The following is a 21,716-nucleotide window of genomic DNA, read 5'->3' on the forward strand; positions in this document are numbered from 1 at the left end:
TGAAAAAACTCGGGAGATCTCAAAATGAGATCTCCCGAGTGTGGTGGACCTAATCGGGATCGAACCGACGACCTTACGGATGCGAACCGTACGCTCTCCCAGCTGAGCTATAGGCCCAAATCAACAGTTCCAAAAGCGGAACAGAAGAATAAATCAATATGAAGTTATAGATGTGGCAGAAAACCGAACCCTTTGCGCTCCCAGCTGAGCTATAGGCCCAAATCAACAGTTCCAAAAGGGGAACAGAAGAATAAAGCAATATGAAATTATAGATGAGGCAGAAAACCGAACCCTTTGCGCTCCCAGCTGAGCTACAGGCCCATATAGCGGGCTGCTGAACAAAAGCTCGGCAGACACGCATATTATTATAGCATGCTTTTCCCAGAATGCAAGAAAATTTTTTCTCTGCAAATAAAAAAACTTGAAATGTGGATATTGATAAATAGAGAAAAATGATGTATGATAAACCGGTATCAGCCTTCCGATGACCAGACGGCCTCCGTCCGGCCAGAGGCAAGGCCGCACTAGTCGGGGAGATAGCGGTGCCCTGTACCCGCAATCCGCTACAGCGGGGATGAACCCCGGCCCCCGGATCTCTGCTGTGCCGTCTGCTCCTTATAAGCGGCGATGAGGAATCGGTCCCGCGCAACGGGGCCCCGCGAACCGTGTCAGGCGGGGAACCGAGCAGCACTAAACGGAATGCCTCGTGTGCCGCGGAATTCCCGTTTCCGAGCTGGCTGTAAGGGTTACGGGCATAGCACAGACTTCAAAGGCCGGTGTGCGGCCTTGCCTTTCGCCGGACGCGGAGGGCGGTGCGGAGAGCGAAGCGACTTGGCTCGCTCGCTCTCTTTTTTTATTCCAAAAAACAAGGGGTGTGAGGAAGATGTATCAGGCGCTCTACCGCAAGTGGCGGCCCAGAAGCTTCGACGACGTGGTGGGCCAGAGCCATATTACCGACACCCTCAAGCGGCAGGTGGCCACCGGTCGCCTGTCTCATGCTTACCTCTTTACCGGCACCAGGGGCACCGGCAAGACCACCTGCGCCAAAATCCTGGCCCGGGCGGTGAACTGTGAGCACCCGGTGGACGGTAACCCCTGCAACCAGTGCCCCTCCTGTCTGGGCATTGAGAACGGCTCCATCCTTGACGTACTGGAGCTGGATGCCGCCTCCAACAACGGCGTGGATCAGGTCCGCGCCCTGCGGGACGAGGCGGTGTACACCCCCGCGGCGGTTCGCAAGCGGGTGTATATCGTGGACGAGGTTCACATGCTGTCTACCGCCGCCTTCAACGCCCTGCTGAAGATTCTGGAGGAGCCTCCCGAGCACCTGATGTTCATTCTGGCCACCACCGAGCTGCACAAGGTGCCGGCTACCATTAAGTCCCGGTGCCAGCAGTTCGCCTTCAAGCGGATTCTGCCCGGGGACATCGCCCGGCGGCTGAGCTATGTGGCGGAGCAGGAGGGCATCGGTCTCACCGCGGAGGGCGCCGCCCTGCTGGCCCGGCTGGCCGACGGCGGCCTGCGGGACGCCCTGTCCCTGCTGGACCAGTGCGTCAACCCCTCGGGCACCATCGGCGAGGCGGAGGTGCTCTCCGCCCTGGGCCTGGCGGGCAACCTGGAGACCGCTGCCCTGATGGAGCAGATCGCCAAGGGGGAGACCGCCGGAGCCCTGGAGACCCTGGCCCGGCTGTACGGCGCCGGAAAGGACGTGGGCAGCCTGCTGAACGAGCTGTCCGCCCTGGCCCGGGACCTGCTGATTCGCAAGACCGCCCCCCAGAGCGGGGCAGCTCTCCTGACTGGAGGATATGATGAGACCACCCTCCGCCGCCTGGACCGGCTGCTGACCCCGGCCCGGCTGGCCCAGATACTCAGTCAGCTCCAAGCCACCAGTGCCGACCTGTCCCGCAGCGGCAACCGGCGGACCGACGCGGAGCTGTGCCTTATCCGGCTGTGTGATGAGACCCTGGACCCCAGCCCGGCGGGACTGAATGCACGCCTGACCCGGCTGGAGGAGCAGCTGGCAGGGGGAGGTATCCCCGCCCGGCCGGTCCAAAGCGCGCAGGCACAGCAGGTACAGCAGACAGCTGCCCCTGCGACACAGCAGCCGAGGAAGACAGCCGCGCCTGCCAGGAGCGAGGACCGTCCTCCCTGGGAGGAGGAGCGTCCGCCGCTGCCTGAGGAGCCGGGCGAGCGAGTAAATCCCACAGATGTGATGAAGCCCGCCAGACCGGCGGCCCAGCCTCAGCGGACGGCGGAACCGCCCCATCAGGCCGCGCCTGCACCTCAGCAGGGCGCTCCGGCCCAGCAGACTCCGGCACAGACGCCTTCCCCGGCCCACACCGCTCCGGCGGGGGACTTCTGGCCTGAGCTGGCAGCCTCCCTGAAGGGACGTATCCCCATGGGGGAGTACACCTTCCTGGCCAACCCGGCTATGGTGCAGGGCAGGGTGGAGAACGGTATGCTCACCCTGTATGCCGAGAGTGATTTTACCCGGTCCATGATCAACAAGCCGGGCATCCTCAGCGTGGTGGCCCAGGCGGCCACGGCCCGGCTGGGGTATCAGATGAGGGTGACAGTGACGGTGGGACAGGCCCCGCCGGTGAGCACCGCTCCGGCGGCTCCCGCGGCAGACACTCCGGCCCACGACAAGCTGGACGACCTGCTGGCCTTTGGGCAGCAGTTTGACAATATCATCATTAAATAACAGCCTCCGCCCCTGGCGGGCGGGCTGAAAGGAGAATGAACCATGGCAAAAGGCTTTGGACGGCCCGGAATGGGCGGACTGGGCGGCGGCATCAACATGAACATGATCAAGCAGGCCCAGAAGATGCAGGAGAACATGCAGAAGATGCAGGCCGAGCTGGAGGCCAAGGAGTACAGCGCCCAGGCCGGCGGCGGCGTGGTCTCCGCCACGGTCACCGGCAAGCGGGAGCTGGTGTCTCTGACCATCGACCCCGAGGCGGTAGACCCGGAGGACGTGGAGATGCTCCAGGACATGATTGTGGCCGCTGTGAACGAGGCCATCCGCAGCGCGGAGACCGACATGGCGGACAATATGCGTCAGATTACCGGCGGACTGAACCTGCCGTTCTGATCCGATCCATACGGAGGAGACGGGGACAGCCCCGTCTCCTCCGTGCAGTCTGGAGGCAACTGTGGACAGAAATAAATTTCCGGGCGTAGGCATGCGCATGGTGAAAACCGCTGTGGCGGTGGTGCTGTGCTATTTCATCTTCCTGCCCTTCTGGCTGAGAACGCCGGTGGGGGAGTATGACCCACTGCAGGATGTGGGGCCCTTCTACGCCTGTATCGCGGCCATCATCTGTATGCAGAGCTCAGTGGAGCAGTCGGTGCGGCAGGGCGTGTCCCGGGTCATCGGCACCTGCATCGGCGGCCTGGTCGGTCTGGCCATCCTCTTTGTGGACGACCTGCTGAACCAGCCCATCTTTCTGGGCCTGATGATTGGCCTTGGAATTATCCTCACTATGTGGATCTGTAATCTGATCCACCGTCCGGCGGCCTGCTCCATCGGCAGCATTCTGGTGTGCGTGGTGATCTTGAACCACGGCGGACAGGAGCGGTATTTTTACACCCTGTTCCGGGTGATGGAGACCATCGTAGGCATTGTGGTGGCGGTGGCAATCAATCGCCTTTTGCCTGACCGGAGAGAAGAGCCCCTGGGAAAAGGAAAGAGGAAAGTGCCGGAGGGACCTAAGCCCGGAGAAGGAACCGGGGCTGTCCCGTCCGGCGGTGAGACAAAGGAGAAATCATGATGGAGAAAGCCAAGGTATACTTTACCAACCTGCGCACCAAGCCCGGCCAGAGCCAGCTGACCAAGCTGGAGAAGCTGATCCGCACCGCGGGCATCGGGGACATTGACTTTGAGAAGAAGCTGGTGGCCATCAAGATGCACTTCGGCGAGCCGGGCAACCTGGCCTATCTGCGGCCCAACTGGGCCAAGGTGGTGGCCGACGTGGTGAAGGAGCTGGGCGGCATGCCCTTCCTCACCGACTGCAACACCCTCTATGTGGGCCAGCGGAAGAACGCCTACGACCATCTGAATGCCGCCTATGAGAACGGCTTCACCCCCTTCTCCACCGGCTGCCACGTCATCATCGGCGACGGCGTGAAGGGCACCGATGATGTGGCTGTCCCCGTGGTGGGCGGCGAGTACGTGAAGGAGGCCAAGATCGGCCGGGCCGTGATGGACGCCGACATCTTCATCAGCCTGAGCCACTTCAAGGGCCACGAGGCCACCGGCTTCGGCGGCGCCCTCAAGAACATCGGTATGGGCTGCGGCAGCCGCGCGGGCAAGATGGAGCAGCACAACGCCGGCAAGCCGGTGGTGCACGAGGACAAGTGCCGCAAGTGCCACGCCTGCGCCAAGAGCTGCGGCCAGGACGCCATCGACTTTGACGGTACCGACGGCAAGGCCCGCATTGACCACGACCGCTGCGTGGGCTGCGGCCGCTGCCTGGGCGCCTGTAACTTCGACGCCATTGAAAATCTGGAGAGCAACACCAACGCGATTCTGGACTACAAGATGGCTGAGTACGCCAAGGCGGTGGTGGATGGCCGTCCCCACTTCCACATCAGCCTGGTCATCGACGTGTCCCCCCTGTGCGACTGCTACGGCGGCAACGACGTGCCCGTGCTGCCCGACCTGGGCATGTTCGCCTCCTTTGACCCGGTGGCCCTGGACCAGGCCTGCGCCGACGCCTGCCTGCGTCAGGAGCCCCTGCCCGGCTCCGACCTGGAGGAGAAGATGCACGCCCACGGCTTCTGTGACCACCACGACCACTTCAAGAACCTGGAGCCCGACTCCGAGTGGAAGGCCTGCCTGGAGCACGCCGAGAAGATCGGCCTGGGCACCCGCTCCTATGAGCTGATCACCGTGAAGTAAAAAGAAAATCCCGTCTGCACTTGTTGTGCAGACGGGATTTTTTCTGCTCAGTCCACCGGGGGTACGTCATCCTGGCGCTGTGTGCCGCCCGACTCGCCCTGAACCGCGGAGGCGAAGGTGATGGCGGTTCCGCCGTACTTGTCCCGGATTTTGTCCATGGTCCGCTCCAGCCGCTCCAGCTTGTCCCGGTGGGGGGCGGCGCCGGCAGCAAAGAGGTCCAGCTGCTCTCCCGCGTCGGCCTCGTCCACCAGGTTCTGACCGGTGACGGTGAGAGCCCGGATGGGCAGCTTCAGGTTCCAGGAGGAGAGCAGCAGTTCCAGGGCGGCGGCGGAGATGTCCCGGGACACATAGGTGGGGGCGGCCAGCCGCTTCTGGCGGCAGATGTCCCGGAAATTGGGGTCCCGGATGGTGACCTGCACCGTGGTGCATTTGAGGCCGTGCCGCCGCAGCCGGGCGGCCACCTCATCGGACAGGGCGGACAGCCCGGCGCGGACATCCTCCAGCCCCAGCAGGTTGCGCCGGAAGGTGAGTCCGCTGCCCACCGACTTGGGGGGCGGCAGGTCCCGGGCCGGGATGACCGGCTCGTGCTCCGTTCCGGCGGCGTAGCTGTGGAGGGCGGCGCCCTGCTTGCCCAGAATGGTCACCAGAGCCTGGGGGTCAAACCGGGCCAGGTCCCCGATGGTCTGGACGCCGTAGCCCCGCAGTACCTTGGCCGCCGCGCCGCCCACAAAGAGCAGGTCGGTCACCGGCAGGGGCCAGAGGAGCTGGCGGAAGTTTTCCCGGGTGATGACAGTGGTGGCGTCCGGCTTCTTGTAGTCGCTGCCCATCTTGGCAAAGACCTTGTTGAAGGATACCCCCACCGACACCGTCAGCCCAGTCTCCGCCTTCACCGTCTCCCGGATTCGGTCGGCAATGGCTTTCCCGTCCCCGCCCCACAGGTGCATGGAGCCGGTGATGTCCAGCCAGCTCTCGTCGATGGAGAAGGGCTCCACCAGGTCGGTGAACCGGTCATAGATGGCGTTGACAATGCGGGAGTACTTCCGGTATTGGTCCCGGTGGGCGGGGAGGAGCACCAGGTCGGGGCACTTCTGCCTGGCCTGCCAGATGGTCTCGGCGGTTTTTACGCCCATGGCCTTGGCGGACTCGTTCTTGGCCAGAATGATGCCGTGGCGGGATTGGGGGTCTCCGCACACGGCCACCGGCTTTCCGCTCTCCCGCAGCTCGGGCAGGGAGAGCAGCTCCACCGAGGCGTAGAAGCTGTTGAGGTCACAGTGGAGTATGGTCCGGTCCATGGCGCGCACCCCCTTGATGCCGTATTTCCTCAGCCTGTCGAAAAAGCCTTTTCGACAGGCTGCTGCACTTTTTCAAACTTTTAAAGTTTGAAAAAGTGATCTGATTGCACGCGAAAGACAACCCTGACGGTTTTCTTTCACACTATCTTTCCCTCCGAAACCTTGGGTCACAGGGTTTATCGATAGCCTCTTTCTATTTATCAGTATACTATTCTGCATGAGAAAAGTCAAACTAATGTTCTATAAATGAGCAAAAAAGCAGCCCCGTCCACATAGGGACGGGGCTGAAGGGATACATTAGATGACACCGGCCAGAACCAGACCCAGCAGCACGGCGGTGGCCAGCAGGATAACGGCCACGATGGAGACACCGATGGTGCGGCGCTTCTGGACCTGAGCGGTGCTCTCGTGCTCGGGGGCCAGACGGGCCTTCCGCAGGGCGGTGACCACGGGCTTGTAGAGCAGCATGGTGAGAGCGCCGTTCATCAGGGCCTTGACCAGGTTGAAGGGGAGGAAAGCGGTGGGCAGCATGGCGACCACCACATCACGGGGAACATTCATGTACAGGGGGGTGATGAGGTAGTTCCACAGCAGCATGATGCCGGTCATCAGGATGCCGCCGGTGACCAGGCCCGCAACAGCGGCAGAGAGGGTCTGACGGCGCTTGTAGATGAAGGCGGCGGGGCAGACAAAGGCGATGGTGGACAGCACATTCATCAGCAGGCCGATGGGGCCGGTCTCACTGACGGTGACCATCTCGATGAGAGAGGTAATCACAGAGATACACAGGGCGTTGAGGGGGCCGTACAGGAAGCCACCGATGGCGATGATCACGTCCTTCAGGTCGAAGGTGAGAAAGCCAGCCACAGGGATAGGGGCAAAGATGGTCTTGGAGATGAACATGACCACGTAGGCGATGGCGCAGAGCATACCGGTGCAGACAATGGTGCGCACATCCAGCCGCTTGGCGCTGGACTTGGGAAGGGAAGAGGACATAACGGACATAAAAACCACTCCTGAAAGCAAAGTAACACCTGAAAAGCAATGCCTTTCAGGTGTTAAATACAATCGAGGAGGGAGGTGCATCCATCGCATTAACACATCTTCTTCCATCCAGACTTCGCGCGTTGGAGCCTAATGCGCGTCACTGTCGGTCCCGGAGTTGCACCGGGTCAGCCGCATTGCTGCGGGTCGCGGACTATACCGCCGATCGGGATTTTCACCCTGCCCTGAAGACATTCTCTGTTCAGTTGTCCTAATGCTATTATAGCGTGTGTCAAACAGATTGCAAGTCTTTTTTGAAAAAAGTTTTCGCACTGGTGTTCGAATATGGCGTTGACTTGGGCCGCGGGATATACTAGAATGGACACAATGAGACGAAGGGAATCAGTGAGGAGAACGCTATGGAACGAGAGACCACCTGCTGCTTTACCGGGCACCGGCCCGACAAGCTGCCCTGGCGTGACGACGAGTGGGACCCCCGCTGCCAGGCGCTGAAGGAGCGGCTGACCGCCGCTCTGGAGGAGGCCTATGACAGGGGAATGCGCCATTTTATCTGCGGCATGGCCCGGGGCGCAGATTTCTATTTCTGCGAGGCCGCCTTGGCCCTGCGGGATCGGCGGCCCGGCGTCACGGTGGAGGCCGCCCTGCCCTGCGAGGAACAGGCTGCCCGCTGGAAGGAGCGGGACCGGAACCGGTACTTCAGGCTGGTTGCCCAGTGCGACTATGAGACTATGGTTCAGCACCACTACGACAAGGGCTGCATGCTGCGGCGGGACCGGTATATGGTGGACCGGTCGTCCATGATCATCGCCGTGTACGGGGGTGTGCTGGGCGGCACCATGTACACCCTGTCCTATGCCATGAAAAAGGGCCTGGAGCTGAAGATTTTGAATGTGGAAGTACAGGAATAACGGATTGCGGGAGGAAAAACATGAAATACGCATTTCTTGTCATGGGGAGCTACGACAGCAGGACAGACCGGGCGGAGATTCAGAACGGAGCCACCCGGATCATCGGCGTGAGCAGCGTGGAGGAGGCCTGTGAGATTGCCCGTACCCTCCAGGCGGAGGGTGTGGCCTGCATTGAACTGTGCGGCGCCTTCGGCGAGGAGGGAGCCCGCCGGGTCATTGACGCCACAGGCGGAACCCTGGCTGTGGGCTACGTGGTCCACTTCCCCGAGCAGGACGGACTCTTCAAGGCCGTGTTCGGCTGAGCAATAACAAAAACCGGCGTGCTGCCTGAATGGGCAGCACGCCGGTGTCGTTTATTCTTCCGCCATGTGGCCTTCCAGCCAGGCGAGCACGTCCTGATACACCTCGTCCCGGTTGATCTCATTGAGCATCTCATGCCGTCCGCCGGGATAGAGCTTCATGGTCACATCCTTGACGCCGGCGTCCTGGAAGAAGCCGTAGACCTTCCGCACGCCCTCGCCCATGGCGCCCACCGGGTCCTGGTCACCGGAGAAGAGGTAGACCGGAGTGTCCGGGTCCATTTTGGCCAGGTTGTCCGGGTCGGCGATGAACTGCAGGCCCTCCATCATGTCCCGGCTCATACCAGCCGTGGGCAGGAAAGAGCACAGCGGATCGGCCACATAGGCGTCCACCACATCGTTGTCCCGGGAGATCCAGTCCGCGCCGGTGCGGTTGGGGGCAAACTTCTTGTTGTACATCCCCAGGGACAGGTCGTTGAAGAACTTGCAGGGGATGTGATAGCCCCGGATGGCACCAAACATGGCCAGCACACCCTTGCCGAAGGCGACGGTGGCTGCGGGCTCCTGACCGGTGCCCGAGAGGATGCAGCCGTCCAGGGTATTGGGCCAGCGGATGAGGTAGGTCCGGGCCACAAAGGAGCCCATGGAGTGCCCCATCAGGAAGTAGGGCAGGCCGCCGTACCGCTCGCCGGTCAGCACCCGCAGCATGCGCACGTCGTCGGTGATATGGGTCCAACCGTCCTGCTCGGCCAGGAAGCCGTACTCCTCGGGACCGGTGGCGGTGCCGCCGTGGCCAAGATGGTCGTTGCCCACCACAACAAAGCCGTGGTCGGCCATAAAACGGGCGAAGCCGTCGTACCGCAGGATATATTCCGAGATGCCGTGGACCAGCTGGAGCACCGCCCGAGGGGCGCCGCTCTCCGGCGTCCACTCAGCCGCGTGGACCTGGTGGGTGCCATCGCTGGAGGGGTAGGTAAATTCCCGCAGATTCGCCATAGAAAATTCACTCCTCATGTGATAAAATAATAACAGCCCTGTGTATCCCGCCGGAGAACAGGCGGGCAGGGGAGAAAAGTGGTTCTGATACAAGTCTATCCTGAACCGGAACGTTCGTCAATATACAACCCGGGCAGGTTGTCCCGTCGGGAGGCCCGGATACAGAAAGGAAGCCTGAATCATGAATGCAGCAGAACGGTTTCTCCGCTATGTAGCCTATGATACCCAGTCTGACGAAAACAGCACCACCGTGCCCTCTACGGAGAAGCAGAAGATTCTGGGCGCGGCCCTGGCTGCCGAGCTGTCCCAGATGGGGCTTCAGAATGCCCACATGGATGACAACGGCTATGTATACGCCTGGCTGCCTGCTACTCCCGGGTGTGAGGGTGTGCCCTGCGTGGGACTCATCGCCCATATGGACACCTCGCCCGACGCCTCCGGCGCCAATGTGAAGCCCCGGATTGTGGAGTACCAGGGCGGCGATATCGTCCTCAATGAGGAAAAGGGTATTGTGATGCGGGAGGCGGAGTTTGAGAGCCTGGCCCGGTACAAGGGACAGCACCTCATCGTCACCGACGGTACCACCCTTCTGGGGGCCGACGACAAGGCTGGCGTAGCGGAGATTCTCACCGCCGTAGAGTACCTGGCGGCCCATCCTGAGGTGAAGCACGGCCGCATCGCCGTGGGCATCACCCCCGACGAGGAGGTGGGCCAGGGCGCCGACCACTTCGACGTGGAGGGCTTCGGCGCAGCCGTGGCCTATACCGTGGACGGCGGCGAGCTGGGTGAAATTGAGTACGAGAACTTCAATGCCGCCAATGCGGGTGTCTATTTCCACGGCGTGAACATCCACCCCGGTTCCGCCAAGAACAAGATGAAGAACGCCCTGTTGATGGCCATTGAGTTCATGAACATGATGCCCCCGGCCGAGACCCCTGCCCACACCGAGGGCTACGAGGGATTCTATCATCTCAACGCCATGAAGGGCGACGAGACCGAGGCCGAGCTCCACTTTATCATCCGGGACCACGACCGGGAGAAGTTTGAGGAGCGGAAGCAGTACCTGGGCCGGGTGGCCGCCTATTTGGACGGCAAGTACGGCAAGGGCACCGTGGAGCTCTACCTGAAGGACTCCTACTACAACATGAAGGAGCAGATTGAGCCCCACATGTACCTCATCCTCCGGGCCCGGGCGGCCATGGAGAAGGCGGGCGTGGTGCCCCAGGTGGTGCCCATCCGGGGCGGCACCGACGGCGCCCGGCTGAGCTATATGGGCCTGCCCTGTCCCAACCTGTCCACTGGCGGCGTCAACTTCCACGGCGTCCACGAGTACATCCCCGTGGAGAGCCTGGAGAAGATGGTGGAGGTGCTCATCAACCTGGTGACGGTGGAAGAGTAAGCCATAACAGAATAAATGCGATTAAAAGGCCGGACCCCGACGGGGTCCGGCCTTTTCTTCTGATGTACGAAGGGATAAATTAAACAGCTGCGTCAGAGGCGGAAGAAACCGTAATGGTCACTTGTGCATTCTCGGAAACATACTGCTCAAGGGCTGTTTTTGCGCTCTCGGAGGGAACCTGGAAGGAACCGCCGGTGATGGAGATGGAGGGGGTGACACCTTCACCGATGTTATAAGTAGAGAGTTCAATCTCGAAAGCACCAGCCGCGATGGTCAGGTGAGCCTTTTCGGCAACAGTGCTGCTTCCGGTTGTGTCACTTCCATACTCAATCTTACCGACAATTTTACCAGTCATATTCTCATCGACGGTGACAGAGACGCCGTCGCCGTAGCCGTTGCTGGGCCAGTAGTACAAATCAAAGGCGCACTGTCCATCCTTGGCAATGATGTTGGTGTTTCCGGTGATAGTAATGCTGCCAAAGTTGTTGCTCAGGTTGTAACTCACAGAATTGGTCCCCTGAGTAGCATCCAGGGTCACGCTATCCAGGGTCAGGTTGCAGTAATTCTGAACAAGCATCTTAACATCGGCAGAGTCGGCGAGAACAGTACCGTCCTTCAGAGTCACAGTGTTGCCACGCTCCAGATGGAAGGCCTGGGACTCTGTACCGGAGGAGCCGACGGCAGGGCCAACACAGGTATAGGTATGGCCGCCGAAATCAATGGTCAGACTAACACCGACATCGCCATCTTTATTAAACAGGCCGATGCCAGCGCCTTCGCAGTCCTTGAGCAGAGTGACAGTGCCGGTCTTGTCCTCAGAAGTGGTCACGGCATCGACCGCACTGACCAGAGTGGCAAACAGCTCATTTCCAACACGGGCCTGCGCGAGCTGGGGAATTACGGTGAAATAGTAAATCTGGGTACCGGTATTATAAGTATACAGGCTGTCAGCACCGATGACCACACCATCCGCTTCAGTGGTGCCGTCAATCCAGATGGCAGGGACATCGGTGTCGCTGCACACCACAGTGGCGCCGTTGATATTCAGCGTGCCGCCATTGTCGAGGCCGCTGCCCTTGCACACCTCGATGCCGCCCCACTCGTTGTCGGAAACAGTGATGGTGCCGGACAGGGTGACCTCGGAGGAGTTGACCTGGATGCCGGCGTTGGCGGCGGTGACGGTCACGTTCTCCAGCTTCACGCCGGTGGCGTTGTAGACCTTGATGCCGTACTCGCCCTCATCCCAACTGGTGGTGTTGTTGGGGCCGGAAACCGTCAGATTCTTAATAGTCGCGGCGGCAGTCACCAGAATACCGGCGGAGGCGGTGGCGTCCTCAGCGTTGTTGGCGCTGAGGATGGTCTTGCCGTTGCCGTTGACGGTGAGGGCGGCGGAGAGGGCCAGCTGGGTCTCAGCGGTGAAGTCGGCGGTCAGAACAATGTTCTTGCCGGCCGCCACGGCCTCGTTCCAGCTCTCCACGCTGTTGACCTGGGCCCAGGCGGAATCATAGGCGCCGCAGGAGCAGACGCCGTCCACATAGCTGTGGGTGTGGACAACGCCGCCGCCGGAGGTGCTGCCGCCGGTTGAAGGCTTGGTGGTGGCGGAGTCGCCGGCTTCCACAGTGCCGCTGCCGGTGGTAACGGACTCGGAGCTGTTGTTCTCGACCTTGGTGCCATCGGTGGTAACGGTGGTGCCGGTAGAGCCCTCGGCAGCCTCCACCTTGCTGACAGTGCCCTCGCCTTCCACGGTAGTGTTGCTGCCGGAGGTAGTGACGGAGTCAATCTTGGCACCGCTTTCTGTCTTGATAGAGGTGCCTTCAGCGGCCTCGGTTACAGTTACTGCCTCCACGGTGCCGGCCACGGTCAGAGTGGCATTTTCAGCAGCAGTGGTGACGTTGTTGACAGCGGCGTCCTTATTCACGATAACCGTGGAATCGACAGCCGTCTCGGTGACACTAACGGTGTCCACCTGGCCGGCAATTTCCACGGCGGCGCCGGCGCCCTCCACGCTGACAGTGCCCAGTTCACCTTCCAGCTTTACGGAGTCGGTGCCCTGATCCACAACAACCACGGACACCTGAGCGCTGTCCTCCACGGCCACGCGGACCTTGCCCTCCTGGCGGGAGACAATAACCTGTGTAATCTTGGAACCGCCCTTGATGACGATAGAGTTGGCACCGCCGCCGCGGACCAGCAGACGGCCGTCCACAGTGACATTGTCCAGCTCCACATGGCCCTCACCCACACCCTCGGCTATAATGAGATCGCCGGTAATGTGCATATCCTTGAGGGTCACGGCATCAGCGCTGATGACGGCGGAGCCATCCACATCGCCGGTGTACTCGCCGGAGGTGTTGTAGTTGGCGGAGAAGATATTGTCCAGAATGGTGACGACCTCAGCGCGGGTGATGGTGTCGGCGGGGCGGAACAGACCGTTGCCGCCCTGCATGTACCCGGCAGCAGCCATGGCGTTGACAGCGCCAACAGCCCAGTCGGGGATGGCGTCCTGGTCCTGGAAACCGGCATCAGGCGCGGACTGGGTGTCCAGATTCAGCACCCGGGCGAACATGACAGCGGTCTCCTGACGGGTAATGGACGCGCCGGGCTGGACAGTGCCGTCACCCATGCCCATGATGATGCCGGCGGCATTGGCGCCCAGAATAGCGTCGGTGTACCAGTTCTGATCCAGGTCGGAGAAGGTGTTCTGGGCCTTGAGCTGATAGGCCATGACCCGATCCAGCATGACGGCCATCTCGCCACGGGTGATGCCGCTGTCAGGCATGAGGTTGCCGTCCTCGTTGCCTTTGATAACGCCGTAATTCTGCCAGGTATCCAGCGCATCCTGCGCCCAGTGACCCGCGGTGTCACCGGCGGCAAAGGCAGGAGCGGCCTGAGCCAGCACCAGAGTGCCGGCCAGAAGGGAAGATGCAAGTTTCTTCTTCAATGGGAACAACTCCTTCTTAGATAAAAATATAAAATGTAGACACGCCTGTCTTTGGGATTCCGTCATCTGGAAAAAGCTGTTACAAATTATAACCGAAAAAAGTTATAAAGTCAATTTAAAAAACATTTTCTGCGTTTTAAATATTACCAAACAAAAAGCCGGCAGGAAACTGAACAAAAGAAACAAAAATACACAAAATGGAAAAATATAATACCGGTTAAAGCGAGGGTGGCCGCAGGCGAACAGTGATGAGAGAGAAAAAAGCAGTCTTAACAGAAAGTTCATCGGTATTTCAGCCTGGTTTCAGCTTGGGCTGGTATGCTCTGTTCCGCATGAGTGCCGCCTTGGGGCGGCGGAGCAAAGGAGGATATGGCATGATAGAAGTACGCGACCTGGTGAAGCGCTATGGCCGCCACACAGCGGTGGACCATCTCAGCTTCACTGTGGAACGGGGGCAGGTGTACGGCTTCCTGGGCCCAAACGGCGCGGGAAAGTCCACTACCATGAACATCATGACCGGCTATCTGGGCCCCACAGAGGGCGAGGTGCTGGTGGACGGACACAGCATGACCGACGAGCCGGAGAAGGCCCGCCGTCACATCGGTTATCTGCCCGAGCAGCCGCCCTTGTATGTGGATATGACGGTGAAGGAGTACCTGGGTTTTGCTGCCCAGCTGAAGAAGGTGCCTGCCAGGGCGCGGAACGGTGAGATAAAGCGGGTCATGGAGCATACCATGATTACCGATGTGTCGGGGCGGCTTATCCGTAACCTGTCCAAGGGCTATAAGCAGCGGGTGGGCATTGCCCAGGCTCTGCTGGGCAACCCGGAAATTGTCGTTCTGGATGAGCCCACCGTGGGCCTGGACCCAAAGCAGATCATTGAAATCCGCACCCTCATCCGGGAGCTGGCCAAGGAGCATACGGTCATTCTCAGTTCCCATATTCTGGCTGAGGTGCAGGCGGTGTGTGACCGGATTCTCATCATCCACCACGGGAAGATGGTAGCCGCGGGCACAACCGAGGAGCTGGAGCGTCAGCTGGCCGGCACCACTGCCATGGAGGTCACACTGAAGGCGGACGAGCCCACGGGCAGAAACCTGCTGCGGCAGGTGCCCGGTACGGGCGCGGTGTCCTACCGGCCCGGCGCGGCGGAGGGGGAGAGTACCTTCCGGGTGGAGAGCCGCCAGGGCGACCTGCGGGAGAAGATTTTTCAGGCTTGCGCGGCGGAAAACGTGGCCCTGCTTGGCCTGCGCAGCGCCGGCATGACTCTGGAGGATGTGTTCCTCAAGCTCACTGCCGATGACAGTATCCGGGAGGAATTACCGGTGTCCAGAGCCAGAAAAAAGGCACGGGCAGACAAAGCCGCGTCCGGTGGAGAAGAGGAGGATAAGGCGGAATGAAGGCCATCTACAAGCGGGAGCTGCGCTCCTATTTCACCAGCATGACGGGATATCTCTTTATCGCCGTGGTGGTCTTTTTTATCGGTATCTACTTCATGGCCAACAACCTGTACTACGGGGACCCCGGTTTCTCCACCACTCTGGTCAACGTGATGGTGGTGCTGCTGGTGGCGGTGCCTGTGCTCACCATGCGCTCCATGGCCGAGGAGCGGCGCAGCCGCACCGACCAGCTGCTGCTCACCGCGCCGGTATCCGTGTCCGGCGTGGTGATGGGCAAGTACCTGGCCATGGTGACCATCCTGGCCATCCCCATGCTTCTCTCCTGCATCTGTCCCCTTATCATCGCTGCCAACGGCACGTCCCAGCTCATGTCGGACTACGCGTCCATCCTTGCCTTTTTCTTGATGGGGTGTGTGTTCGTGGCGGTGGGCATGTTCATCTCCGCGCTGACGGAGAGCCAGATCATCGCCGCTGTGGGCACCTTTGCCGCCCTGCTGACCCTCTACCTGTGGGACAGCCTGATGCAGTTCCTGCCCGACGTTCTCTCCGACGTGCTGGGACTGTTCTCCTTCAGCTCTGTGCTGTACAACTTCGCCTATTACAGCGTGTTTGATGTGCGGGGCGTGGTGCTCTACCTGACCCTGGCCGGGCTCTTTGTATTTCTGACCGTGCAGGCGCTCCAGAAGCGCCGCTGGAACTGAGGGGGTGACCGCTTTGAAAAAGACACATCGCAAGCTTCGCCAGGGCGGTTACCTGGCAGCCACCACCGCCATTGTGGTGGCCATTGTGGTTTTCCTCAACCTGATTGTGGGCCAGCTGCCCACCCATCTGCTGGAGTTCGACCTGTCGGACAAACAGCTCTACACCGTCACCGACACCTCCAAGGAGTTCCTGGCTGGGCTGGACAAGGACGTTGAGATTGTGGTCCTGGCCGAAGAGAGCAACGTGGACGAGCGTATCGCCAAGTTCCTGGACAACTACGCCGCTCTCTCCAGCCATATCACGGTCACCGAGGTAGACCCGGTGGCCCACCCCTCTGCCGCCGAGAGCTACAACGCGGCGGTCAACTCCCTGGTGGTCCGGTGTGAGGAGACGGGCAAGGCAAGAGCTATCTCCTTTGACGACATCATCGTCTATGACCAGATGTACTACTACATGTACGGCCAGATGTACGAGACCGAGTTTGACGCCGAGGGCCAGCTGACCTCCGCCGTGGACTATGTGACCGGCGACAACGACACGGTGATCTACACCATGGAGAACCACGATGAGACCGCCCTCTCCACCCAGGTCACCGACGCCATTGAGAAGGCCAACCTGACCCTGGACAGCACCAGCCTGCTCCTCACCGGAAGCGTGCCTGAGGACTGCAGCCTGCTCATCAGCTACGGCGCGTCCAAGGACCTGACCGACGATGAGCTGACCCTGATCCGGGAGTATCTGGACGGCGGCGGACAGGTGATGTTCGTCCTGGCCCAGACCGAGGAGGAGATGCCCAACTGGGAGACCCTGATGGCGGAGTACGGCCTGACCCTGGCCGACGGCTATGTGGCGGACACCGCCCGGTACTACCCCCAGCTGGGCAGCGTCTATGCCATCGCGCCGGTGCTCTCCTCCTCCAGCTCCATCACCAGCGGCTTCTCTGACGACGACCTGACCCTGATGCTTAACGTCCGGGGTATGACCGAGCTGGAGACCCTGCCCGACAACGTGACCGTCACACCCTTCCTGGAGACCTCCTCCTCCGGCGTGGCCGTCACGGAGGACGGCACCCAGACCCAGGGCACCTATCTCCTGGGCGCAGTGTGCGAGAAGACCGATGAGGATGGAAACGCCGCCGGACGGCTCACCGTCATCTCCTCCGCCTCTCTGGTGGACGAGAGCATCCTCAACACCATCCCCAACGGCGTCAACCTGGACGTGTTCATGAACGCGGTCACCGACGGCTTTGAGGACATCGACAACGTCTCCATTGAGGCCAAGAGCCTGGAGACCACCTATAATACCATCCAGAACGCCGGCAGCTGGAGTCTGCTCTTCATCGCCGTCATTCCGCTGCTCACCCTGATTGTGGGCCTGGTGTACTGGCTGCGCAGGAGGAAACTGTAATGAACAAGGCGACCAAGCTGATGTATGTGCTGGTGGGCGTGCTGGTGGTGTGCATGGCGGCCTACCTGGGTCTGCGCTGGTGGAACGATACCGCCGAGGACCGGGTGGTGGACGACAAGACCTATCTGGCCAAGCTGGAGGACATCACCTCTCTCACCTGGCAGCGTTCGGGGGAGACCCTGTCCTTTGAAAAGGATGAGGAGGGGGTGTGGCACGATGTCTCCGACGCCGACTTCCCTCTGGACCAGAGCTATCTGACCGCCCTGGAGACCACGCTGTCCCAGCTCTCTGCTGTCAAGGTCATTTCCGACCCGGAGGAGGACAGCTCCTACGGTCTGGACGCCCCTGACCTGACCCTTACCGCCACTGCTGCTGACGGGGAGAGCCTGGAGATCACCGTGGGCAGCGAGGTGGACGGCAACTACTACGCCCGTCCCGCTGGGGACAGCCAGGTGTACACCATCGCCGCGGCGCTGATGAACCAGACCGAGTATGGCCTGATGGAGATGATTGAACTGGACACCATCCCCACCGTCACCGAGTCCAGCGTGGAGTCGGTGGAGATCACCTCCGGCGGCGTCACTACCCTGTTTACCAAGGAGACCGTCACCGGTACCGATGAGGAGGGGAATGAGACCACCTCCTATGTCTGGAGCCGGGACGGGGAAGCGCTGTACAGCGAGGACGAGAATCTGGAGGACGGCGTGGACGCGCTGGCTGGGCTGGCCTTCACCTCCTGTGCCTACTGGGAGCCCAGCGACGACACTGTGACCACCTGCGGGCTGGACGATGCCGCCACCAAAATCACCGTGACCTATGAGGGCGGGAGCTATGTCCTGCTTCTGGGCGGCACCGATGAGAACGGCTATTACTACGCCCAGCTGGAGGGCTCGCAGCAGCTGAATCTGATGTACGCCACCACCCCGGACAACCTGCTGGGGCTGCTGACCGCCCAGAGCCAGGCGGAGGCAGACGCCGCTGCCCAGGCGGAAGAGACGGAATCTGAGACGGCGGAGGATACCTCCGGCGAAACGGACAGCGCTGCTGAGACGACTGACAGCCCTGCGGAGACCGAGAGCGGAGCGAAATAATCCCAATACGATTCCACAGAGGCGAGCACAGCGGTTTTCCACTGTGCCCGCCTTTTTGTGGACGATTTCTCTGAGCAGGAGGAAAAATACGGACAAACCGGGGCGAAAAGCGGCAGAACAGAGCGGTAAGGGTGTTGACAAACGGACAGTTTGTGATACAATAACTAGGCTAAAGGCCATGACGAAGCCAAGCGGGCCACGCCGCGACGAGCGAGAGGGGATGGTGAGAGCCCTCCGCGACACGGACCCGCGCGCCACTTCACCAGCCGCCCGCGACGAGCGGGACGTGAGTCCGCGTTATGGACGCAATGAGATGTGCCGGACACAGTCCGGCATAATCAGGGTGGTACCGCGAAGCCTGCGCTTTGCCCCTGTGAACGGGGGTGGAGCGCTTTTGTTTTGCCCCGAGAGAGGCGCGGACAGCCCGCGCCGGACATTTTAGAGGAGGTCATTCCCATGGAACCCAAAAAGTACGGTCTCAACGAGCTGCGGGAGATGTTCCTGAAGTTCTTCGAGACAAAGGGCCATCTGCGCCTGCCCAGCTTCTCCCTCATCCCCCAGAACGACGCCAGCCTGCTGCTCATCAACTCCGGCATGGCGCCCATGAAGCCCTTCTTCACCGGTGAGCAGGAGCCCCCCCGCCACCGTGTGACCACCTGCCAGAAGTGCATCCGCACCGGCGATATTGAGAACATCGGCCACACCGCCCGCCACGGCACCTACTTCGAGATGCTGGGCAACTTCTCCTTCGGCGACTACTTCAAGAAGGAGGCCATTCACTGGGCCTGGGAGTTCCTGACCAGCCCCGAGTGGGTGGGCCTGGACCCTGAGCGGCTCTATCCCTCCGTGTTCGCCGGCAACGAGACCACCCCCGCCGATGACGAGGCCTTCCGCATCTGGCACGAGGAGATCGGCATCCCCGCCGAGCGCATCTTCAAGTTCGGCAAGGAGGACAACTTCTGGGAGCACGGTTCCGGCCCCTGCGGCCCCTGCTCCGAGATCTACTATGACCGCGGCGAGCGCTGGGGCTGCGGCAAGCCCGGCTGCACCGTGGGCTGCGACTGCGACCGGTATATCGAGGTCTGGAACGTGGTGTTCTCCCAGTTCAACAACGACGGCGAGAACCACTACACCGAGCTCAAGCAGAAGAACATCGACACCGGCATGGGCCTGGAGCGTCTGGCCTGCGTGTGCCAGGACGTGGCGTCCCTCTTCGACGTGGACACCGTCATGAACATCACCAATAAGGTGTCCGAGATCACCCACGCCCACTACGGCGAGACCGCCGCCAAGGACGTGTCCCTGCGCGTCATCACCGACCACATCCGCTCCGCCACCTTCATGATCTGCGACGGCGTCCTGCCCTCCAACGAGGGCCGCGGCTACGTGCTGCGCCGTCTGCTCCGCCGGGCCGCCCGCCACGGCAAGCTGCTGGGCGTCAACGAGCCCTTCCTCTATGAGGTGTGCGACACCGTCATCCACGAGAACGAGGGCCACTACTCCGAGCTGCGGGAGCGCCAGGACTATATCACCAAGGTCATCCGCACCGAGGAGGAGAACTTCGCCCGCACCATCGACGGCGGCCTGAAGATTTTTAACGACATGCTCTCCGGCCACAAGGAGAAGGGCGAGAAGGTGTTCTCCGGCGCCGACGCCTTCAAGCTGTACGACACCTACGGCTTCCCCATCGACCTGACCATCGAGATGGTCCAGGAGCAGGGTATGACCGTGGACCAGGAGGGCTTCAAGGCCCTCATGGAGGAGCAGAAGGTCCGTGCCCGCAAGGCCCGCGAGGCTCTGGGCGACCTGGGCTGGGCCGGCGTGGAGTTCGGCAAGGACGTGCCCGAGACTCAGTTCGTGGGCTATGACCACACCTCCATCGACGACGCCAAGGTGGTTGCCCTGGTGGTGGAGAACGAGCAGGCCGAGGAGCTGATGCCCGGCGTGGAGGCCATTGTGGTGCTGGACAAGACCCCCTTCTACGCTGAGATGGGCGGCCAGGTGGCCGACCACGGCGTCATCACCATGGGCAACGCCCAGTTCCAGGTCACCGACGTGCAGAAGAACAAGGGCGGCAAGTATATGCACTACGGCAAGCTGTCCGGCGGCGTCATCAAGCTGGGCGACACCGTGTCCGCCGCTATTGACGTGAAGCGGCGCAAGGCCATCATGCGCGCCCACTCCGCCACCCACCTGCTGGACAAGGCCCTGCGCACCGTGCTGGGCGACCACGTGCAGCAGGCCGGCTCCCTGGTGGAGGAGGACCGTCTCCGCTTCGACTTCACCCACTTCTCCGCCATGACCGCTGAGGAGCTCTCCCAGGTCAGCGCCATGGTCAACGAGGCCGTGCTGGAGGGCTACAACGTCCACACCGACGTGCTGCCCATCGAGGAGGCCAAGAAGAAGGGCGCCATCGCCCTCTTCGGCGAGAAGTACGGCGACACTGTCCGCGTGGTGGACATGGGCGAGGGCTACTCCGTGGAGTTCTGCGGCGGCACTCACCTGGACAACACCGCCAAGGTGGGCGTGTTCCACATTGAGAGCGAGTTCTCTGTGGCCTCCGGCGTCCGCCGTATCGAGGCCACCACCGGAGCTCAGTCTCTGAAAATTATGAATCAGAACCAGCAGAAGCTGTTTGAGGCCGCTGCGGTCCTCAAGGCCAAGCCCGGTGAGCTGCGGGAGAAGGCCGAGCAGACCGTCGCCGAGCTGCGTGAGCTGCGCCACATGGTGGAGAAGTTCAAGGCCAAGGAGGCCGCCGGCGAGACTGAGCGCTTCCTCATGGGCGGCCACGCTGTGGGCGACCTGAAGGTACTCACCGCCACCCTGCCCAATGGTGATGCCCAAAAGCTGCGCCAGATGGGTGACATGCTCCGGGACAAGCAGCCCAATGTGGTGGCGGTGCTGTCCGCTGTTAACGACGGCAAGATTACCTTCCTGGCCGTGTGCGGCAAGGAGGCTGTAGCCAAGGGCGTCAAGGCCGGCGATATCATCAAGAACGTCACCGCTATCTGCGGCGGCAAGGGCGGTGGCAAGCCTGACAGCGCCATGGGCGGCGGCACCGACGTGCTGAAGCTGGACGACGCGCTTGCCAAGGTGGACGACCTGGTAGCGGAGAAGCTGGGGCAGTAAGCCTGCGTCTCCCACGCAATACCCAGCCCGGTGAACCGGAAAGGAGGGGCCGCATATGCTGCCTCAGGACCCCGTGATTTTGCTCAGCTATCTCAACACCAAGCTGCGGGACCAGTATCCCAGCCTGGAGGCGCTGTGCGATGATCTTCAGGCCGACGCTGGAGAGATAACGGCAAAGCTGGAAACTGTCGGGTATACCTATGACCCGCAGCGGAACCAATTTATATAAAAGAGAGAGCCCGTC

General features: G+C 61.3%; 17 protein-coding genes, 1 tRNA gene, 1 other RNA gene and 1 riboswitch. Of the genes, 14 read left to right on the top strand and 5 right to left on the bottom strand.

Annotated features, from left to right (window positions below; genetic code table 11):
- Window positions 1-41: 41 nt before the first annotated feature.
- Window positions 42-117 (bottom strand) — tRNA-Ala (locus ACOX7T_RS13105).
- Window positions 118-519: 402 nt separating this feature from the next.
- On the opposite strand from ACOX7T_RS13105, the gene ffs reads away from it, so the two are divergent.
- The 5 genes from ffs (at window position 520) to ACOX7T_RS13130 (ending at window position 4,903) form a co-directional block, all read left to right on the top strand.
- Window positions 520-784, top strand: an RNA gene (gene ffs / locus ACOX7T_RS13110) — signal recognition particle sRNA large type.
- A gap of 99 nt (window positions 785-883) precedes the next feature.
- On the top strand, window positions 884-2,704 hold the full coding sequence (gene dnaX, locus ACOX7T_RS13115) for a DNA polymerase III subunit gamma/tau (RefSeq protein WP_433443504.1): 1,821 nt from the start codon (window positions 884-886) through the stop codon (window positions 2,702-2,704).
- Window positions 2,705-2,746: 42 nt separating this feature from the next.
- Window positions 2,747-3,094: a YbaB/EbfC family nucleoid-associated protein gene (locus ACOX7T_RS13120; protein WP_433443506.1), complete on the top strand. Its 348-nt coding sequence runs from the start codon at window positions 2,747-2,749 to the stop codon at window positions 3,092-3,094.
- 61 nt (window positions 3,095-3,155) lie between these two features.
- On the top strand, window positions 3,156-3,773 hold the full coding sequence (locus ACOX7T_RS13125) for an FUSC family protein (protein ID WP_433443508.1): 618 nt from the start codon (window positions 3,156-3,158) through the stop codon (window positions 3,771-3,773).
- Window positions 3,773-4,903: a DUF362 domain-containing protein gene (locus ACOX7T_RS13130; RefSeq protein ID WP_433443557.1), complete on the top strand. Its 1,131-nt coding sequence runs from the start codon at window positions 3,773-3,775 to the stop codon at window positions 4,901-4,903. Before ACOX7T_RS13125 ends, ACOX7T_RS13130 begins: the two co-directional genes overlap by 1 nt.
- Before the next feature lie 47 nt (window positions 4,904-4,950).
- Here the strand turns inward: ACOX7T_RS13130 and dinB are convergent, their stop codons facing one another.
- A complete protein-coding gene (gene dinB / locus ACOX7T_RS13135) occupies window positions 4,951-6,195 on the bottom strand; it encodes a DNA polymerase IV (RefSeq protein WP_433443510.1) in 1,245 nt (414 codons plus the stop codon).
- Between the two features lie 297 nt (window positions 6,196-6,492).
- Window positions 6,493-7,200, bottom strand: coding sequence for an ECF transporter S component (locus ACOX7T_RS13140; RefSeq protein WP_433443513.1), 708 nt, complete (start codon window positions 7,198-7,200; stop codon window positions 6,493-6,495).
- A gap of 92 nt (window positions 7,201-7,292) precedes the next feature.
- Window positions 7,293-7,436: riboswitch (FMN riboswitch) on the bottom strand.
- Window positions 7,437-7,598: 162 nt separating this feature from the next.
- On the opposite strand from ACOX7T_RS13140, the gene ACOX7T_RS13145 reads away from it, so the two are divergent.
- Window positions 7,599-8,108, top strand: coding sequence for an SLOG family protein (locus tag ACOX7T_RS13145; RefSeq protein WP_433443516.1), 510 nt, complete (start codon window positions 7,599-7,601; stop codon window positions 8,106-8,108).
- 20 nt (window positions 8,109-8,128) lie between these two features.
- Window positions 8,129-8,410, top strand: a complete 282-nt coding sequence (locus ACOX7T_RS13150; protein ID WP_433443519.1) for a DUF6506 family protein — start codon at window positions 8,129-8,131, stop codon at window positions 8,408-8,410.
- 51 nt (window positions 8,411-8,461) lie between these two features.
- Here the strand turns inward: ACOX7T_RS13150 and ACOX7T_RS13155 are convergent, their stop codons facing one another.
- Complete coding sequence (locus ACOX7T_RS13155; RefSeq protein WP_433443522.1) at window positions 8,462-9,403, bottom strand: alpha/beta hydrolase; 942 nt, start codon at window positions 9,401-9,403, stop codon at window positions 8,462-8,464.
- 178 nt (window positions 9,404-9,581) lie between these two features.
- Between ACOX7T_RS13155 and pepT the strand changes: the two genes are divergently transcribed.
- The gene (gene pepT, locus ACOX7T_RS13160) at window positions 9,582-10,802 is read left to right on the top strand and encodes a peptidase T (RefSeq protein WP_433443559.1); all 1,221 of its coding nucleotides are present in this window, start codon (window positions 9,582-9,584) and stop codon (window positions 10,800-10,802) included.
- Between the two features lie 79 nt (window positions 10,803-10,881).
- Here the strand turns inward: pepT and ACOX7T_RS13165 are convergent, their stop codons facing one another.
- Window positions 10,882-13,743: an S-layer homology domain-containing protein gene (locus ACOX7T_RS13165; protein ID WP_433443525.1), complete on the bottom strand. Its 2,862-nt coding sequence runs from the start codon at window positions 13,741-13,743 to the stop codon at window positions 10,882-10,884.
- A 374-nt stretch (window positions 13,744-14,117) separates the two neighbouring features.
- Between ACOX7T_RS13165 and ACOX7T_RS13170 the strand changes: the two genes are divergently transcribed.
- The 6 genes from ACOX7T_RS13170 (at window position 14,118) to ACOX7T_RS13195 (ending at window position 21,701) form a co-directional block, all read left to right on the top strand.
- Entirely contained in the window at window positions 14,118-15,143 is a 1,026-nt protein-coding gene (locus ACOX7T_RS13170) for an ABC transporter ATP-binding protein (protein WP_433443528.1), read from the top strand.
- On the top strand, window positions 15,140-15,844 hold the full coding sequence (locus tag ACOX7T_RS13175) for an ABC transporter permease (protein WP_433443530.1): 705 nt from the start codon (window positions 15,140-15,142) through the stop codon (window positions 15,842-15,844). Before ACOX7T_RS13170 ends, ACOX7T_RS13175 begins: the two co-directional genes overlap by 4 nt.
- Before the next feature lie 4 nt (window positions 15,845-15,848).
- Complete coding sequence (locus tag ACOX7T_RS13180; protein ID WP_433443532.1) at window positions 15,849-17,252, top strand: Gldg family protein; 1,404 nt, start codon at window positions 15,849-15,851, stop codon at window positions 17,250-17,252.
- Window positions 17,252-18,343 (top strand): DUF4340 domain-containing protein, encoded by a 1,092-nt coding sequence (locus ACOX7T_RS13185; RefSeq protein ID WP_433443534.1) that lies wholly within the window; start codon window positions 17,252-17,254, stop codon window positions 18,341-18,343. The genes ACOX7T_RS13180 and ACOX7T_RS13185 overlap by 1 nt, the downstream gene beginning before the upstream one ends.
- 456 nt (window positions 18,344-18,799) lie before the next feature.
- Window positions 18,800-21,472 carry an alanine--tRNA ligase gene (gene alaS / locus ACOX7T_RS13190; RefSeq protein WP_433443536.1) on the top strand — a complete coding sequence of 891 codons (2,673 nt, stop codon included), beginning with the start codon at window positions 18,800-18,802 and terminating at the stop codon, window positions 21,470-21,472.
- Window positions 21,473-21,527: 55 nt separating this feature from the next.
- Complete coding sequence (locus tag ACOX7T_RS13195) at window positions 21,528-21,701, top strand: DUF4250 domain-containing protein (protein ID WP_433443537.1); 174 nt, start codon at window positions 21,528-21,530, stop codon at window positions 21,699-21,701.
- The last annotated feature ends 15 nt before the right edge of the window (window positions 21,702-21,716 follow it).

The sequence above is a fragment of the Pseudoflavonifractor sp. genome, from assembly GCF_050943825.1.
Lineage (GTDB): Bacteria > Bacillota > Clostridia > Oscillospirales > Oscillospiraceae > Pseudoflavonifractor.

Coding starts and splice junctions, on each gene's coding strand:
- dnaX (WP_433443504.1), top strand. CDS start 884: ATGTATCAGGCGCTCTACCGCAAGTGGCGGCCCAGAAGCTTCGACGAC.
- ACOX7T_RS13120 (WP_433443506.1), top strand. CDS start 2,747: ATGGCAAAAGGCTTTGGACGGCCCGGAATGGGCGGACTGGGCGGCGGC.
- ACOX7T_RS13130 (WP_433443557.1), top strand. CDS start 3,773: ATGGAGAAAGCCAAGGTATACTTTACCAACCTGCGCACCAAGCCCGGC.
- dinB (WP_433443510.1), bottom strand. CDS start 6,195: ATGGACCGGACCATACTCCACTGTGACCTCAACAGCTTCTACGCCTCG.
- ACOX7T_RS13140 (WP_433443513.1), bottom strand. CDS start 7,200: ATGTCCGTTATGTCCTCTTCCCTTCCCAAGTCCAGCGCCAAGCGGCTG.
- ACOX7T_RS13145 (WP_433443516.1), top strand. CDS start 7,599: ATGGAACGAGAGACCACCTGCTGCTTTACCGGGCACCGGCCCGACAAG.
- ACOX7T_RS13150 (WP_433443519.1), top strand. CDS start 8,129: ATGAAATACGCATTTCTTGTCATGGGGAGCTACGACAGCAGGACAGAC.
- ACOX7T_RS13155 (WP_433443522.1), bottom strand. CDS start 9,403: ATGGCGAATCTGCGGGAATTTACCTACCCCTCCAGCGATGGCACCCAC.
- ACOX7T_RS13170 (WP_433443528.1), top strand. CDS start 14,118: ATGATAGAAGTACGCGACCTGGTGAAGCGCTATGGCCGCCACACAGCG.
- ACOX7T_RS13175 (WP_433443530.1), top strand. CDS start 15,140: ATGAAGGCCATCTACAAGCGGGAGCTGCGCTCCTATTTCACCAGCATG.
- ACOX7T_RS13185 (WP_433443534.1), top strand. CDS start 17,252: ATGAACAAGGCGACCAAGCTGATGTATGTGCTGGTGGGCGTGCTGGTG.
- alaS (WP_433443536.1), top strand. CDS start 18,800: ATGGAACCCAAAAAGTACGGTCTCAACGAGCTGCGGGAGATGTTCCTG.
- ACOX7T_RS13195 (WP_433443537.1), top strand. CDS start 21,528: ATGCTGCCTCAGGACCCCGTGATTTTGCTCAGCTATCTCAACACCAAG.